9 protein-coding genes are annotated in these 14,943 nt (G+C 68.0%); 8 read left to right on the forward strand and 1 reads right to left on the reverse strand.

The window, feature by feature from the left end:
- Positions 1 to 159 precede the first annotated feature (159 nt).
- Positions 160 to 3,963: a GH92 family glycosyl hydrolase gene (locus KUM38_RS11630; RefSeq protein WP_217129225.1), complete on the reverse strand. Its 3,804-nt coding sequence runs from the start codon at positions 3,961 to 3,963 to the stop codon at positions 160 to 162.
- A gap of 373 nt (positions 3,964 to 4,336) precedes the next feature.
- Here KUM38_RS11630 and ngcE point away from each other — a divergent pair, with 373 nt between their 5' ends.
- From ngcE to dxs, 8 genes are all read left to right on the forward strand, one after another.
- Positions 4,337 to 5,800 carry an N-acetylglucosamine/diacetylchitobiose ABC transporter substrate-binding protein gene (ngcE, locus tag KUM38_RS11635; protein WP_217129226.1) on the forward strand — a complete coding sequence of 488 codons (1,464 nt, stop codon included), beginning with the start codon at positions 4,337 to 4,339 and terminating at the stop codon, positions 5,798 to 5,800.
- A gap of 79 nt (positions 5,801 to 5,879) precedes the next feature.
- Positions 5,880 to 6,812: a carbohydrate ABC transporter permease gene (locus tag KUM38_RS11640; protein ID WP_217129227.1), complete on the forward strand. Its 933-nt coding sequence runs from the start codon at positions 5,880 to 5,882 to the stop codon at positions 6,810 to 6,812.
- A 15-nt stretch (positions 6,813 to 6,827) separates the two neighbouring features.
- Positions 6,828 to 7,763: a carbohydrate ABC transporter permease gene (locus tag KUM38_RS11645; protein ID WP_217129228.1), complete on the forward strand. Its 936-nt coding sequence runs from the start codon at positions 6,828 to 6,830 to the stop codon at positions 7,761 to 7,763.
- A 233-nt stretch (positions 7,764 to 7,996) separates the two neighbouring features.
- On the forward strand, positions 7,997 to 9,208 hold the full coding sequence (locus KUM38_RS11650; protein ID WP_217129229.1) for an ROK family transcriptional regulator: 1,212 nt from the start codon (positions 7,997 to 7,999) through the stop codon (positions 9,206 to 9,208).
- A gap of 135 nt (positions 9,209 to 9,343) precedes the next feature.
- Positions 9,344 to 10,444, forward strand: coding sequence for a sugar ABC transporter substrate-binding protein (locus KUM38_RS11655; RefSeq protein WP_217129294.1), 1,101 nt, complete (start codon positions 9,344 to 9,346; stop codon positions 10,442 to 10,444).
- A 185-nt stretch (positions 10,445 to 10,629) separates the two neighbouring features.
- Entirely contained in the window at positions 10,630 to 11,421 is a 792-nt protein-coding gene (locus tag KUM38_RS11660; RefSeq protein ID WP_217129230.1) for an ATP-binding cassette domain-containing protein, read from the forward strand.
- The gene (locus KUM38_RS11665) at positions 11,418 to 12,710 is read left to right on the forward strand and encodes a sugar ABC transporter permease (protein ID WP_217129231.1); all 1,293 of its coding nucleotides are present in this window, start codon (positions 11,418 to 11,420) and stop codon (positions 12,708 to 12,710) included. Before KUM38_RS11660 ends, KUM38_RS11665 begins: the two co-directional genes overlap by 4 nt.
- Positions 12,711 to 12,985: 275 nt before the next feature.
- A complete protein-coding gene (gene dxs, locus KUM38_RS11670; RefSeq protein WP_217129232.1) occupies positions 12,986 to 14,917 on the forward strand; it encodes a 1-deoxy-D-xylulose-5-phosphate synthase in 1,932 nt (643 codons plus the stop codon).
- Positions 14,918 to 14,943: the final 26 nt, after the last annotated feature.

Below are 14,943 nucleotides of genomic sequence, written 5' to 3' on the forward strand. Positions count from 1 at the left end.
GCGCGCTCCCCCTGCCAAGGACACGCCGCCCGGAGAGCACCGGGGGCCGCCCCCATTCTGGTGCACCGGTGACCGGAGAGGTACCTGTCGGCCTGCGGAAATCCATGGGAAAGGCGGGCCCGGACAAGGTCCGGACCCGCCATGTGAGCGGCAGTCGGCTCAGCTCAGCAGTTCCACCTCCGTCAGCGCCGCCTCACCGGTCAGCACCAGCCGGTAGTGGCCGTAGGCCTTCGGCTGGTCGACCGAGAAGGCGCGCGTCTGGCGGTCCCAGCGGAAGGTCTCGTCCGTCCGCGTGTCCAGGTCCGTCCACGTCGTCCCGTCGGCCGAGCCCTGCAGCACCCAGCCCGTGGGCGCCTTGGTGTGGTCCGAGGAGGTGAGCGTGTACTGCACCGCCGCGGTGTCCCCGGTGACGGGCAGTTCCACGGTGGACACCGTGGCGCCGGTCGCCGACGTGTCGTCGAACAGGGCGCCGTCGCCCTTCAGCGCGTCCTCGCGGGGCGTGGGCACCTCGTCGTCCTTCGTGATCGACACGGGCGCGGCGTCCTCGCCGGTGCCCCACGACGACGGACGCGGACCCATGTCGAACTCCAGGACCCCGCCCTTCGCGATCACCGAGTGCGGCAGCGAGGTGGAGTTCCAGCGCTTGCCGTTGACCTTCAGACCCTGCACGTAGACGTTCTTCGCGCTGTTCCTCGGCGCCTTGACGACCAGCTCGCGGCCGTTCTCCAGGTGCACGGTCGTCTTCTTGAACAGCGGGGAGCCGATGGCGTACTCGCCGCTGCCCATGACCAGCGGGTAGAAGCCGAGCGAGGAGAAGAGGTACCAGGCCGACTGCTCGCCGTTGTCCTCGTCGCCGTGGTAGCCCTGGCCGATCTCGCTGCCGGTGTACAGGCGGGACAGCACCTCGCGCACGTTCGCCTGCGTCTTCCAGGGCTGTCCGGCCGCGTCGTACATGTACAGGGCGTGGTGGGCCACCTGGTTGGAGTGGCCGTACATGCCCATCCGGACGTCCCGCGCCTCGGTCATCTCGTGGATGACACCGCCGTAGGAGCCCTTGAACTCGGGGGAGGCCGTCTCGGGGGTGGAGAGGTACTCGTCGAGCTTGTCGGCGAGGCCGTCCCGGCCGCCGTACAGGTTGGCCAGACCGCGGCTGTCCTGCGGGGCGGTGAAGGCGTAGCCCCAGCCGTTGGTCTCGGTGTAGTCGTGACCCCACACGCGCGGGTCGTACTTCGAGGACTCGACCCGCCAGTCGCCCTTGGCGTTCCTGCCCTGGAAGAACCCGGCCTCGGAGTCGAAGAGGTTGACGTAGTCCTGGGCGCGGTCGAGGAAGTACTCCGACTCCTCCTTGTAGCGCTTCTCACCCGTCTTCTCGTAGAGCGCCTTGCCCATCTTGGCGATGCCGTAGTCGTTGAGGTAGCCCTCCAGCGCCCACGACAGGCCCTCGTGGGTGTCGGTGCTGGTGTAGCCGAGGAACGGCGAGGTCGCCATGCCCTTGCGGCCCACACCCGACGACGGCGGCACGACGGTGGCGTTCTTCACCGCCGCGTCGTACGCGGCCTCCGCGTCGAGGTCGACGCCCTTGACGTACGCGTCGGCGAACGCGACGTCCGAGGACGTGCCGGTCATCAGGTCGGCGTAGCCGGGGGAGGACCAGCGGGAGGTCCAGCCGCCGTCCTTGTAGTGCTGCACGAACCCGTCCGCCAGCTCGGCGGCCTTGGACGGGGTCAGGAAGGAGTAGGCCGGCCAGGTGGTCCGGTAGGTGTCCCAGAAGCCGTTGTTGACGTACACCTTGCCGTCGACGATCTTCGCGCCGGTGTGCGTCGGGGTGTCCGGCTGCGGCATCTTCGAGAACGGCGAGGCGTACTTGTACTCCCCGTCGACCTTCTCGTGGCCCGCGTTCGGGTACAGGTACAGCCGGTAGAGGCTGGAGTAGAGCGTGGTCAGCTGGTCCGGGGTGGCACCCTCGACCTCGACCTTGCCGAGGATCTTGTCCCACTGGCGCTGGGCGCTCTTCTTGACCGCCTCGAAGTCGCGGTCCTCGGGGATCTCCTGACGCAGGTTGTCCTTCGCCTGGTCCACGCTGATCAGCGAGGTGGCCAGGCGCAGCGTGACCCGCCGGTCGTCGCCCGCGTCGAAGCGCAGGTGACCCTTGACGCCGCTCGCGTCGCCCCCGGTGACCTTCCGGTCGAACTCGCCGTAGACGAACATCCGGGTCGCGCCCGTGGACAGCCCGGACTTGACGTCCGAGTAGCCGGTGAAGGTGCCGTTCTCCTCGTCGAGGGTCAGGCCGGCCTGGTCGGTGACGTTGTCGAAGGTCACGCTCGCGTCGTCACCGGGGTAGGTGAAGCGCATCATCGCCGCGTGGTCCGTCGGCGCCATCTCGGCCTTCAGGCCGTTCTCGAACCGCACGCCGTAGTAGTACGGCCGCGCGGTCTCGTTCTCGTGCCGGAACGCCAGCTCGCGCGCCTCACGGCCGGTGTCCGGGGTGCCGGCGGCGGCCGACGGCATCACCTGGAAGGTCTGCCGGTCGCCCATCCACGGGCTCGGCTCGTGGCTCGCGCTGAACGCCTGGATCGTCGGCAGGTTGTCCGCGTTGTTGCCGCGCGCGTAGTCGTACAGCCAGCTCAGCGAACCGGCGTTGGTGACCGGGGTCCAGAAGTTGAAGCCGTGCGGCACGGCCGTCGCGGGGAAGTTGTTGCCCCGCGAGAACCCGCCGCTGGAGTTGGTGCCCCGGGTCGTCACCGCGTAGTCGGAGAGGTGGGCCTTCGGCCGCTCGGGCCGCACCGACTTCAGCGCCACGTCGTCCAGCCAGCCGCGGAACCTGGTCTCGCCCTTGGGGGAGTCGTACGCCACCAGGATCCGGTCCACGGTCTTGCCGGCGGCCACCGAGCCGATCCGGGAGGCCACGTTGTTCCACTGGTTGACGTAGAGGATCTTCGACGCGCCCTGTCCCCGCGGGGTGAGCGGGAAGCCGTGCTGGTCGGTGGCGCGCAGGTCGCTCAGATAGGTGCCGTCGGTGAAGGCGAGGTCGACGGAGACGTTGGTGGAGTCGTAGTCAAGGTCCCCGTCCGCCATCGACGGGAAGACGCGGTACGACAGTTCGGTGTTCCGGTCGACCCTCGTGTTGACGTCGAACACCTTGTTGTACGAGTAGGCCCGCCCGTCGGCGGTGTGCCGGCCGGCGTACCGCAGGGCGCGCTTGCCGGTGAATCCGGCGCCCGCCTTGGCCGTCGGCGAGCCGGTCGGGCCCCGGTCGACCAGCGAGAGCATGTCCTGGGGAACGGGCGCCTCGTCGTCACCGGTGGAGAACTGGACGTCGGCGAGCTGGACTATGCCGCCGCTGCCGTTCTTGGTGATCTCCAGCCGGAAGTGCCGGTACTCGGCGACGGCCGAGGCGTCGATGTCGTAGAGCTTGGTCTGGAAGCGCTCCGCGAACGTCTCGCCCGAGCGGGTGTCGAGGGTCTTCCAGTCCTCGCCGTCGGTGGAGCCCTTGAGGGTCCAGTCCCTCGGGTCCCGCTCGGCGGCGTCGTTGGCGGAGGTGAGCGCGTAACGGACCGCCTTCACGGGCGCGTCCAGGTCGAACTCCACCCAGCCGGTGGACTCGAAGGCCAGCCACTTGCTGCTCGGCTCGCCGTCGACGAGGTTCTCCTTCACCTCCCCGCCACCGGTGTTCTCCGCGCTGGCGCGGACGTCCGTGACGTGGTCGGTGACATTGCCCGGAATGCCGGAGCTGTAACCACCGTCCACACCCGAGGCGCGCTTCTCGCCGCCCCGCGTGGTGTCGACGGTGTTCAGCCAGTCCGGGGCGGGATCCCCGGACTCGAACGACGACGCGAACTCACGGTCCGCCTTCTGCGGCGCCTGGGGCAGCGCCACGGCGGCGCCCTGTGAGCCCGCGGCCAAAGCGAAGGCGGTCGCCGCGACGACCGCCGTTCCCCATCTGTGCCGAACCCTGCTGTGCATGCGTGAGTACCCTCCCTGCGCCGGACAACGTTGTCAGTCGGATGCGCAAGGTCTAGTAGTGCGTCAAGTGCCCCGTGGTGTCAAGGGGGTTGAATCTGACATTCCAGTCCAACGGCAATGATTTTTCCGCCGGGAACGCGCCGGGGACCGATATTTCCGCGAGGTCTCAACTCGGAAAAGACCGGAGGTGAACCTTGAATTCGATCTTGCTCCGTCGGCGGGAAGTGGACTATACCTGTCGGCACTCCGGGGCGTCTTCACCGCACCCGATCCTGTACGGCCGCACTTCCTGCACGACCCAGCTTGACCCGAACGCGGTGCCGGGGAGGATCCGGTTCACCGCCTGAGTCCTGGAGAAGGCGAGGACTTGAGCATGGGATCCACTTCCGCCGAGAACCACGACACCGGTTCCACCGAGAACGGCACGTCCGGTGTGGGGCGCCGCGCACTGATCAAGCGGTCCGCCGCGCTGGGCGTGATTTCCGTACCGACGATGAGCTTCCTGTCCGCCTGTGCCAGCGGGGGCGGGGACGACAACTCCGGTGACAACGAGGGCAAGACGTCCGACTCCAACCCGTTCGGCGTCAAGAAGGGCAGCAAACTCGACGTCGTCATCTTCAAGGGCGGTTACGGCGACGACTACGCCAAGGCGTGGGAGGCCGCCTTCAAAAAGCAGTGGGGCGTCACCTCCGTCCACACCGGCACCCAGGAGATCACGGGCAAGCTCCAGCCCCGGTTCAACGCCGGGAATCCGCCGGACATCGTGGACGACTCGGGCAACCAGCAGATTCCGATCGATGTGCTCGCCAAGAACGGCCAGCTCCTCGACCTCGCCGAAGTGCTGGACGCCCCCTCGGTCGACGCCCCGGACAAGAAGGTCCGCGACACCCTCATTCCCGGCACGCTCGACGCCGGAATGCAGGAGGGCAAGGTCGTCGCCCTCAACTACATCTACACGGTGTGGGGCCTGTGGTACTCCGGCAAGCTTTTCAAGGACAAGGGCTGGGAGGCCCCCAAGACCTGGGACGACTTCCTCGCCATCTGCAAGGACGCCAGGTCCCAGGGCATCGGCGGCCTCGCCCACCAGGGCAAGTACCCGTACTACATCAACGTCGCCATCATGGACCTGATCGCCAAGAAGGGCGGCCTGGACGCCATGAAGGCGATCGACAACCTCGAACCCGACGCGTTCGTCGGCTCGGACGCCGCGCAGGAGGCCGTCGAGGCGGTCTACGAGGTCGTCGAGAAGGGCCTTCTGATGCCCGGTACGAACGGCCTGACCCACACCGAGTCGCAGACCCGGTGGAACCAGTACAAGGCCGCCTTCATCACCAGCGGTTCCTGGCTCGAGAACGAGCAGCTCAAGACGACACCGGCGGACTTCGACATGAAGTTCCTGCCGATGCCGCTGCTGCCGGGCAGCGTGCTGCCGTTCGAGGCGATCCGGGCCGGCTCCGGTGAGCCCTTCATCATCCCGTCCAAGGCCAACAACCTCCCCGCGGCCAAGGAGTTCATGCGCAGGATGCTCTCCAAGGAGTGGTCGACGCTGTTCGCCAAGGAGGCGAACTCGCTGACCATCCTCAAGGACGGCGTCGACCCGGACGTCGAACTGCGTCCGGGCACCCAGTCCACCGTCGAGGCCTCCAAGGCGGCCGGCGACAACACCTTCCGCTTCCTGTACACCGAGTGGTACAGCGAGATGAACTCCGCCATCGAGAACGCCTCCAACGAGCTGATGGCCAAGCGCATCCAGCCCAAGGAGTGGCTCAAGCGCGCCCAGGCCGCGGTCGACAAGCAGGCCAAGGACCCGGCCTCGAAGCAGAACCACCGCGACTGATCTCGCTCGCTCGACCGACCGCATTCCGGGCCGGGGTGACTCCCGGCCCGGAACGGCCACACCCAGGGGCAGGAACGCCATGCGTAAAGGGCAGCACCGGTTCGTCGCGGGATTCCTCTTCTTTCCCGTGGCGCTCTATCTGATCTTCGTGATCTGGCCGTACATCCAGACGTTCGGTTACTCGCTGACCGACTGGAAGGGCCAGTCGCAGACCTTCAGCTTCGTCGGCCTCGACAACTACACGGCGTTGTTCGAGGACGACATCTTCATGGATGCCATCTGGCACAACATCCTGTTCCTGGTGTTCATCCCGGTGATCACCATTCTGCTCGCGCTGTTCTTCGCCTTCATGCTGAACGCGGGCGGACGCGGGCGTTCCGGAGGCGTCTCGGGGGTCGCCGGATCCAAGTACTACCGGGTCATCTACTTCTTCCCGCAGGTGCTTTCCCTGGCCATCATGGCGGTGCTCTTCGGAGCGGTGTACCGCAGTGACGGCGGCGGAATGCTCAACGGCGTCCTGATCAAACTCGGGCTCGTCGACAAGAACAGTCCGGTGGAATGGCTCAACGAGCCCGACATGGTGCTCTGGGCACTCATCGCGGTGGTCGTCTGGCATGGCGTCGGCTTCTATCTGGTGCTGTTCTCCGCCGCCATGCAGTCCATTCCCCGGGACATCTACGAGGCCGCGCTGATCGACGGCGCCGGCCGCGCCCAGTCCTTCTTCCGCATCACGCTGCCGCTGCTGTGGGACTCCGTACAGACCGCCTGGGTCTACCTCGGCATCGCGGCGATGGACATGTTCATCCTGGTCTCCACCATGACCTCCGGCCGGGGCTACGGCGGCGGCCCCGACCATGCCAGCGAGGTCATGTCGACCGTGATGATGCGGAACTTCCTCGTGTACGGCCGGAGCGGATACGCCTGCGCCATGGGCGTGGTCATGCTGCTCCTCACCCTGATCGTGTCCGTGGTCATGCTGCGCGCCACCCGTCGCGAGCGCATCGAGTTCTGAGGCGGAGTAACGACGATGAGCGCACCTCTCAAGGAAACCTCCCCCACCGGGGGCCCCACCCCGCCCCCGCCGCCGGTGACCAAGGGCACCGTCCGCCCCGGCGACCGGCGCGGTGAAGGCGTCGTACTGAACGTCTTCTCGCACGGCTTCCTCGTCGTGTGGGCGGTGCTGATCGTGCTGCCGCTGCTGTGGCTGGTGCTCAGCTCCTTCAAGACCGACACGCAGATCGGCGGTTCCGCCTTCGGCTGGCCGCGGAACTGGGACCTGGACGTGTTCTCCCGCGCCTGGGAGAAGGGCATCGGGGACTACTTCACCAGCACGGTCATCGTCCTCATCATGTCCGTGCCGCTGACGATGCTGTTCGGCTCCATGGCGGCCTACGTGCTGGCCCGCTACGAGTTCCGGGGCAACCGCCTGCTGTACTACTTCTTCGTCGCCGGCGCGATGTTCCCCGTCTTCCTGGCCCTGGTGCCGCTGTTCTTCATGGTCAAGCGGCTGGACATGCTGAACACCTACCACGGCCTGGCCCTGGTGTACGTGGCCTACTCGCTGCCGTTCACGGTGTTCTTCATGCACGCCTTCTTCCGGACCCTGCCCACGGCGGTCTTCGAGGCGGCGATCCTGGACGGGGCCTCGCACACCCGGACCTTCTTCCAGGTGATGCTGCCCATGGCCAAGCCCGGTCTGCTGAGCGTCGGCATCTTCAACACGCTGGGCCAGTGGAACCAGTACATCCTGCCGACGGTGCTGATGCAGCCGCAGAGCGGCGACGATCCGGAACGCTATGTGCTGACCCAGGGGCTCATCCAGCTCCAGCAGCAGCAGGGGTACGCCTCGGACCTCCCGGTGCTCTTCGCGGGCGTGACGATCGCCATGGTGCCCATGCTGGTGGTCTACCTGTCCTTCCAGCGCCAGGTGCAGGCCGGGCTCACCTCCGCCACCTTGAAGTAGACCACTGGTACCGCCTTGAGGCAGACCACCGGTATCGCCTTGAAGTGACGCACCGGAACCCCCCGGACACACGCCGCTCCCGCCCCAGGGAGCGGCGTGTGCGCGTATGTCCGTGCACTCGGAAACGGTTCAACCTCTTGACGGGAGGCGACCCGAACGGCTCAGCTTAGAGTTCACTAGTTGGACATGAGAACGGGGTCTCACCGAAGCGGCCCCGCGCGCAGGAGGTCGTCGTGGAGACTCCGGGGTCGCAGTCGTCGCTGCACCGAGCCAACCTGGAGCGGGTCGTCCGAGCAGTACGTCTTGCGGGTTCCCTCACCCAGGCCGAGATCGCGAGGACGACCGGCCTGTCCGCGGCCACGGTCTCCAACATCGTCCGGGAGCTGAAGGACGGCGGAACGGTCGAGGTCACGCCCACCTCGGCGGGCGGGCGCCGGGCGCGCAGCGTCTCGCTGAGCGGGGACGCCGGAATCGTCGTCGGAGTCGACTTCGGGCACACCCATCTGCGGGTCGCGGTCGGGAACCTCGCCCATCAGGTGCTGGCCGAGGAGTCCGAGCCACTGGATGTGGACGCCTCCTCGACACAGGGCCTCGACCGGGCGGAACAGCTGGTCAAGCGGCTGATCGAGGCGACCGGAGTGGATCCGTCCAAGGTCGCCGGCGTGGGCCTCGGCGTGCCGGGGCCGATCGACGTGGAGTCCGGGACCCTGGGCTCCACCGCGATCCTGCCCGGCTGGACCGGCGCCAGGCCCGCCGAGGAGCTGCGGGGGCGGCTCGGCGTGCCGGTGCACGTGGACAACGACGCCAACCTCGGCGCGCTCGGCGAGATGGTCTGGGGCAGTGGCCGGGGCGTGCGCGACCTGGCGTACATCAAGGTGGCCAGCGGTGTCGGCGCCGGTCTGGTGATCAGTGGGAAGATCTATCGCGGTCCAGGCGGCACCGCAGGCGAAATCGGGCATATTACACTCGATGAATCCGGTCCCGTCTGCCGCTGCGGCAACCGCGGCTGCCTGGAGACCTTCACGGCCGCGCGCTACGTGCTCCCGCTGCTCCAGCCCAGTCACGGCACCGATCTCACCATGGAGGGCGTCGTGCGGCTGGCGCGGGACGGGGACCCTGGCTGTCGTCGGGTGATCGCCGACGTCGGCCGCCACATCGGCAGTGGAGTCGCCAATCTCTGCAACCTGCTGAACCCGAGCCGGGTGGTCCTCGGCGGTGATCTCGCCGAGGCCGGTGAGCTGGTGCTCGGGCCGATCCGGGAGTCCGTCGGCCGCTATGCGATCCCCAGTGCGGCACGTCAACTGTCCGTTCTCCCCGGGGCACTTGGAGGCCGTGCCGAGGTGCTCGGAGCGCTCGCCCTCGCACTGAGCGAGATGGGCGATTCGACCCTTTTGGACGGCACTGCGACCGGGTCGCTCACCGCGGCGACCCCTGCCTTCACTTAGAGAACGGATGGCACCGTTGCCATCTCGTTAAGGATTTACTTCTTGACGTCGCACGTGTGGCCGAGTTGACTTCCAGCCACCTCGGCCGCAACGACGCGGCCTCGTCAGGGAGGTTTTGTAGAAGTGAACACGCGTATGCGTCGTGCCGCCGTTGCCATCGCCGCCGGTGCGATGGCCGTCTCGCTCGCCGCTTGCGGCAGCGCCGCCGAGTCCGGCGACAAGAAGGACTCCGGCGACTCCGCCGCCAAGGGCGATGACATCAAGGTCGGTCTGCTCCTGCCGGAGAACCAGACCGCGCGGTACGAGAAGTTCGACAAGCCCTTGATCGAGAAGAAGGTCAAGGAGCTCACGAACAACAAGGGCGAGGTCGTCTACGCCAACGCCAAGCAGGACGCCAGCCTGCAGAACCAGCAGGTCGACACGATGATCACCAACAAGGTGGACGTGCTCATCGTGGACGCGGTGGACTCCAAGGCCATCGCCGGCTCGGTGAAGAAGGCCAAGGACCAGGGCATCCCGGTCGTGGCCTACGACCGCCTCGCCGAGGGTCCGATCGACGCCTACACCTCGTTCGACAACGTGACCGTCGGCAAGACCCAGGGCGAGGCCCTCCTCGAGGCCCTGGGCGACAAGGCCAAGGACGGCCAGATCGTCATGATGAACGGGTCCGCCACCGACCCGAACGCCGCCATGTTCAAGGAGGGCGCGCACTCCGTCCTCGACGGCAAGGTGAAGGTCGGCCGCGAGTACGACACCAAGGAGTGGAAGCCGGAGAACGCCAACTCCAACATGGAGGGCGCCATCTCCGCCATCGGCAAGGACAAGATCGTCGGCGTCTACTCCGCCAACGACGGCATGGCGGGCGGCATCATCACCGCCCTGAAGGCCGCCGGCATCGACGACATCCCGGTCACCGGCCAGGACGCCGAGCTCGCGGGTGTGCAGCGCATCGTCACCGGTGAGCAGTACATGAGCGTCTACAAGCCGTACCCGCAGGAGGCCGACGTGGCCGCGGAGATGGCCGTGCTGCTGGCCCAGGGCAAGTCGCTGGACTCCATCGCCAAGGACAAGGTCGACAGCCCCACCACCAAGGCCGTCCCCTCCGTGCTCGTCCCGGTCGTGTCGCTGACCAAGGAGAACATCAACGACACCGTGATCAAGGACGGCATCTACACCGTCCAGGAGATCTGCACGGGCAAGTACAAGGCCGCCTGCGACAAGATCGGCCTCAAGTAAGCAGTCCCCAAGTCCCGTGACGCATCAGGGAGTCCGTGACCCGGACCCCCCGCACGGGATCGACTGCCACGCGCTCCGCCGGCGCCCCGCACACATCAGCCCCGCAAGCTACGCGGGGCGCCGGACGGAACAACCCCCCCCAGAAACTTCTGCACAACCTCCCGCCGGGTCAGGCGGCGAAGGAGATGGTTCACGTGTCCGCTACGCCCGTGCTGGCGTTGCGCGGGGTCTCCAAGCGTTTCGGTGCCGTCCAGGCGCTCACCGACGTAGAGCTTGAGGTCCACGCCGGTGAGGTGGTCGCCCTGGTGGGCGACAACGGCGCCGGAAAGTCCACGCTGGTCAAGACGATCGCCGGCGTGCATCCCATCGATGAGGGATCCATCGAGTGGGATGGCAAGGCCGTCCAGATCAGCAAGCCGCACGACGCCCAGAACCTGGGCATCGCGACGGTCTACCAGGACCTCGCGCTGTGCGACAACATCGACGTCGTCGGCAACCTCTACCTGGGCCGGGAGCTCCGCAGGCGCGGAGTCCTGGACGAGGTCGAGATGGAGCGCCGCTCCCGCGAGCTCCTCGACACCCTGTCGATCCGCATCCCCAGCGTCCGGATCCCGATCGCCTCCCTCTCCGGCGGTCAGCGCCAGGTCGTGGCCATCGCCCGGTCCATGCTCGGCGAGCCCAAGCTGGTGATCCTGGACGAGCCCACCGCCGCCCTCGGCGTCGAGCAGACCGCGCAGGTTCTCGACCTCGTCGAGCGGCTGCGCGAGCGCGGCCACGCGGTCATCCTCATCAGCCACAACATGGCCGATGTGAAGGCCGTGGCCGACAAGGTCGCGGTCCTGCGCCTCGGGCGCAACAACGGCGTCTTCGAGGTCAAGTCGACCTCGCAGGAGGAGATCATCTCCGCCATCACGGGCGCCACGGACAACGCCGTGACCCGTCGTGCGGCGCGCACCAATGGGGAGAGCAAGAAGTGAGCACCGAAAAGACCTCCACCCCCGCCGAGGACCACGCCGTGGAGAACCCCGAGGCGGCTGCCGCCGCGGTCACCGTGGTCGACCCCCGGCTGCTGGTGCGCGAACAGGGCCTGGCGGGCTACTGGAACGAGTTCAAGCGGAAGATGAAGGCCGGTGACCTCGGCTCCATCCCCGTCGTGGTCGGCCTGCTGATCATCTGGGCCATCTTCACCAGCCTGAACTCCAACTTCCTCACCGCCGGCAACTTCTCCGACATGTCCGTCGCCATGGTCGGCACGGGCATGATCGCCGTCGGTATCGTCTTCGTCCTGCTGCTCGGCGAGATCGACCTGTCGGTCGGCTCGGTCAGCGGTGTCGCGGGCGCCGCCTTCGCGGTCATGAACGTCACCCACGGGATGAACGAGGTGCTGGCCCTGGTGCTGGCGATCCTCACCGGCACGGTGGCCGGCGCCCTCCACGGCTTCATCTTCGCCCGCATCGGCGTCCCGGCCTTCGCCGTGACGCTGGCCGGACTGCTGTTCTGGCAGGGCTTCATGCTGCAGATCCTCGGCGACAACGGCACCATCAACCTCGACTCCGAGGGCCTGGTCGTCAAGCTGACCAGCTACTACTTCTCGGACGTGGCCGCCGCGTACGGCCTGGCGCTCGTCGCGACCGTGGGGTACTTCCTCCTGGCGTTCTTCGACAACCGCCGCCGTGAGGCCGCCGGTGTGCCGTCCCGCCCGCTGAACGAGATCATCGTGCGGACCGTACTGCTCGCGATCCTGGCCTTCGCCGCCGCGATCGTGTTCAACCAGTACAAGGGCCTGCCGCTGGCCGTGGTGATCTTCCTCGCGTTCCTGGTGTTCACGGACTTCGTGCTGCGCCGCACCGCGTACGGCCGCAAGGTCTTCGCGCTCGGCGGCAGCGTCGAGGCGTCCCGCCGCGCCGGTATCAACGTGGAGATGGTCCGGATCTCGGTCTTCGCGATCGCCGGCACCTTCGCCGCGATCGGCGGCCTGTTCGTCGCCTCGAAGATCGCCTCCGCCAACCAGGGCGCGGGTACCGGTGAGTTCCTGATGAACGTCATCGCCGCGGCCGTCATCGGTGGTACGTCGCTCTTCGGTGGCCGTGGCCGCACCTGGGACGCGCTGCTCGGTGTGATGGTGATCATCTCGATCACGTACGGTCTGGCGCTGGAGGGCATCGCCTCGCCGGTGCAGTACATGATCACCGGTGGTGTGCTGCTGGCGACCGTCGTCATCGACGCGGTCACCCGCAAGACCCAGAAGACGGCTGGGCGCGCGTAGTCGCTGCGCTGCGGGCCCGTCGTGGCTTGTCGCGCCCGCGCGCGGCGGAGCCGCGGATCGATACGGCCCCGCGCCCCTCGGGGCGTGACTGTGCCCGGCACCTGTACAGGTGCCGGGCACAGTCACGTACAGGTGCCGGGCACAGTCACGTCGTTCATGGGTACTGCTGTCCGGGTGACGCACGACGCACGGCCCGGAGTCCGTCCGCCGGAGCGGAACATTAGACTCGACCCGCCCGGCAACAGCTCGATCAGCTCTACTGCAAGGAGGCACGGGTGCCGCTGCTGACCCGTATCAGGGGACCGCGCGATCTGGACCGGCTCAGCCGGGAGGAGCTCGACCAGCTGGCCGGGGAGATCCGGACCTTCCTCGTCGACGCGGTCTCCAAGACCGGCGGCCACCTCGGTCCCAACCTCGGTGTGGTGGAGCTCACCATCGCCCTGCACCGGGTCTTCGAGTCGCCCAAGGACAAGGTGCTCTGGGACACCGGCCACCAGTCCTACGTGCACAAGCTGCTGACCGGCCGGCAGGACTTCTCCAGGCTGAAGATGAAGGGCGGCCTGTCCGGCTACCCCTCGCAGGCCGAGTCCGAGCACGACGTCATCGAGAACAGCCACGCCTCCACCGTGCTCGGCTGGGCCGACGGCATCGCCAAGGCCAACCAGATCATGAAGCGCGACAGCCACGTCGCCGCGGTCATCGGCGACGGCGCGCTCACCGGCGGCATGGCCTGGGAGGCGCTGAACAACATCGCCGACGCCAAGGACCGCCCGCTCGTCATCGTCGTCAACGACAACGAGCGCTCCTACTCGCCCACCATCGGCGGCCTCGCCAACCACCTGGCGACCCTGCGCACCACCGACGGCTACGAGCGCTTCCTGACCCGCACCAAGGAGGTCCTGGAGCGCACCCCGGTCGTCGGCCAGGCCCTCTACGACACCCTGCACGGCGCCAAGAAGGGCCTGAAGGACTTCATCACCCCGCAGGGCATGTTCGAGGACCTCGGCCTGAAGTACGTCGGCCCGATCGACGGCCACGACATCGAGGCCCTGGAGTCCGCCCTGGCCCGCGCCAAGCGCTTCGGCGGCCCGGTGATCGTGCACTGCCTCACCGAGAAGGGCCGCGGCTACCAGCCCGCCCTCCAGGACGAGGCGGACCGCTTCCACGCCGTCGGCAAGATCCACCCCGACACGGGCCTGCCGATCGCCAGCTCCGGCGCCGACTGGACGTCCGTCTTCGGCGAGGAGATGGTCAGGCTCGGCGAGGAGCGCGAGGACGTCGTCGCGATCACCGCGGCCATGCTCCAGCCGGTCGGCCTCGACAAGTTCGCCAAGCGCTTCCCCGACCGCGTCTACGACGTCGGCATCGCCGAGCAGCACGGCGCCGTCTCCGCGGCCGGCCTCGCGCACGCCGGGGTGCACCCCGTCTTCGCCGTGTACGCCACCTTCCTCAACCGCGCCTTCGACCAGGTGCTCATGGACGTGGCCCTGCACAAGTGCGGTGTGACGTTCGTGCTCGACCGGGCCGGTGTCACCGGTACCGACGGCGCCTCCCACAACGGCATGTGGGACATGTCGATCCTCCAGGTCGTCCCCGGGCTGCGGCTCGCCGCCCCGCGCGACGCCGACCAGGTGCGCGCCCAGCTCCGCGAGGCCGTCGCCGTCGAGGACGCCCCCACCGTGGTGCGCTTCTCCAAGGGCGCCGTCGGCCCCGCCGTACCCGCCGTGGGCCGCGTCGGCGGCATGGACGTCCTGCGCGAGCCCGGCACCGACACCCCCGACGTCCTGCTGGTCTCCGTGGGCGCCCTCGCCCCGATGTGCCTGGAGATCGCCGCCCTCCTCGACCGGCAGGGCATCTCCACCACCGTCGTCGACCCGCGCTGGGTCAAGCCCGTCGACGAGGCCATGGCCCCGCTCGCCGAGAAGCACCGCGTGGTCGTCACCGTCGAGGACAACTCCCGCGTCGGCGGTGTCGGCTCCACGATCGCCCAGGCGCTGCGCGACGCCGGCGTGGACGTGCCGCTGCGTGACTTCGGCATCCCGCCGCGCTTCCTCGACCACGCCTCCCGCGCCGAGGTCATGGCCGAGATCGGACTGACCGCCCCCGACATCGCCCGCCAGGTCACCGGCCTGGTGGCGAAGCTCGACGGCGGGTACGAGCGGTCGTCCGCGGACGCCGTCGACTCGGTGGAGCCGGCCCGCGACTGACCCGCGCCTCACGCGTCGCCCGGACG

This window comes from Streptomyces sp. AC558_RSS880 (assembly GCF_019049255.1).
GTDB lineage: Bacteria > Actinomycetota > Actinomycetes > Streptomycetales > Streptomycetaceae > Streptomyces.

Excerpts from the sequence above, each read along its gene's own strand:
- KUM38_RS11630 (WP_217129225.1), bottom strand. The coding sequence starts at position 3,963 with ATGCACAGCAGGGTTCGGCACAGATGGGGAACGGCGGTCGTCGCGGCG.
- ngcE (WP_217129226.1), top strand. The coding sequence starts at position 4,337 with ATGGGATCCACTTCCGCCGAGAACCACGACACCGGTTCCACCGAGAAC.
- KUM38_RS11640 (WP_217129227.1), top strand. The coding sequence starts at position 5,880 with ATGCGTAAAGGGCAGCACCGGTTCGTCGCGGGATTCCTCTTCTTTCCC.
- KUM38_RS11645 (WP_217129228.1), top strand. The coding sequence starts at position 6,828 with ATGAGCGCACCTCTCAAGGAAACCTCCCCCACCGGGGGCCCCACCCCG.
- KUM38_RS11655 (WP_217129294.1), top strand. The coding sequence starts at position 9,344 with ATGCGTCGTGCCGCCGTTGCCATCGCCGCCGGTGCGATGGCCGTCTCG.
- KUM38_RS11660 (WP_217129230.1), top strand. The coding sequence starts at position 10,630 with ATGGTTCACGTGTCCGCTACGCCCGTGCTGGCGTTGCGCGGGGTCTCC.